Origin of the sequence: Nocardioides sp. CPCC 206348 (assembly GCF_048654705.1) — a bacterium.
Classification (GTDB): Bacteria; Actinomycetota; Actinomycetes; order Propionibacteriales; family Nocardioidaceae; genus Nocardioides.
In genome coordinates this window covers 21,579-22,597 of the sequence record NZ_JBMCZA010000220.1, presented here as the reverse complement: position 1 = coordinate 22,597, position 1,019 = coordinate 21,579, and the positions used below count along the sequence as shown (strand labels likewise).

The 1,019-nt window shown below is 71.5% G+C and carries 1 protein-coding gene and 1 pseudogene; both read left to right on the top strand.

All coding sequences use genetic code 11. The features are described 5' to 3' along the window. Positions 1–13 precede the first annotated feature (13 nt). Positions 14–721 (top strand): annotated as a pseudogene (locus ACOADB_RS24695) (TIGR03084 family metal-binding protein); the annotation flags it as partial. 106 nt (positions 722–827) lie between these two features. Then, a partial coding sequence (locus ACOADB_RS24690) for an acyclic terpene utilization AtuA family protein (RefSeq protein ID WP_378605121.1) occupies positions 828–1,019 on the top strand: 192 nt, incomplete at its 3' end.

Below are 1,019 nucleotides of genomic sequence, written 5' to 3'. Positions count from 1 at the left end.
TGTCCTGGACGGCGTGATCGCCGACCTCACCGCTGAAGGGGACCAGCTCCGCGCTGCGGTCGCCGGTCTCGACAGCGACGGGTGGACCACGTTCACGCCCGCCGAGGGGTGGACCGTCGCGACCACCGTCGGGCACCTGCTCTGGACCGACGAGGTGGCCGTGCTGGCTGCCGGTGCGCTGACCGACGAGGGCAAGAAGGCATGGGACGCCGTCGTGCTCCGGGCGATCGAGGACCCGACCGGGTTCGTCGACAAGGGAGCGCTCGAGCTCGGCGCCCTGGCCCCGGAGGAGCTGTTGGCCCGCTGGGACGCCGGCCGCGTCGCGCTCCCCGAGGCACTGCGCGCCTACCCCGACGGGTTCAAGATGCCGTGGTTCGGCCCGCCGATGTCGCCCACCTCGATGGCGACCGCCCGGTTCATGGAGACCTGGGCGCACGCCCTCGACGTGTACGACGCCCTCGGCCTCACGCCCGACGTGACCGACCGGATCCGGCACGTCGCCCACATCGGCGTGCGCACCCGCAACTTCTCCTTCGCCAACAACGAGCTCCCGGCCCCGGCCGAGGAGTTCCGGATCGAGCTCACGGCTCCGAGCGGCGAGCTCTGGGCATGGGGACCGGAGGGCGCGGCCCAGACGGTGAGCGGCTCCGCGTTCGACTTCTGCCAGCTCGTCACCCAGCGCATCCACCGCGACGACACGGACCTCGTCGCCGAGGGTGACGACGCCGAGAAGTGGCTCACCATCGCGCAAGCCTTCGCCGGTCCCGCCGGCGGCGGAAGGTTTCGAGGCTCGCTGGCGCTCGCACCTCAACCACCGAGGAGAGCTGATGAACCCGCTCCGCATCGCCAACTGCTCCGGCTTCTACGGCGACCGTCTCTCCGCGCTGCGCGAGCAGATCGAGGGCGGCGACGTCGACGTCGTCACCGGCGACTACCTCGCCGAGCTCACCATGCTGATCCTCGGCATGGACACGCTCCGCGACGCCGACCTCGGCTACGCCCGCACGTTCGTGCGGCAG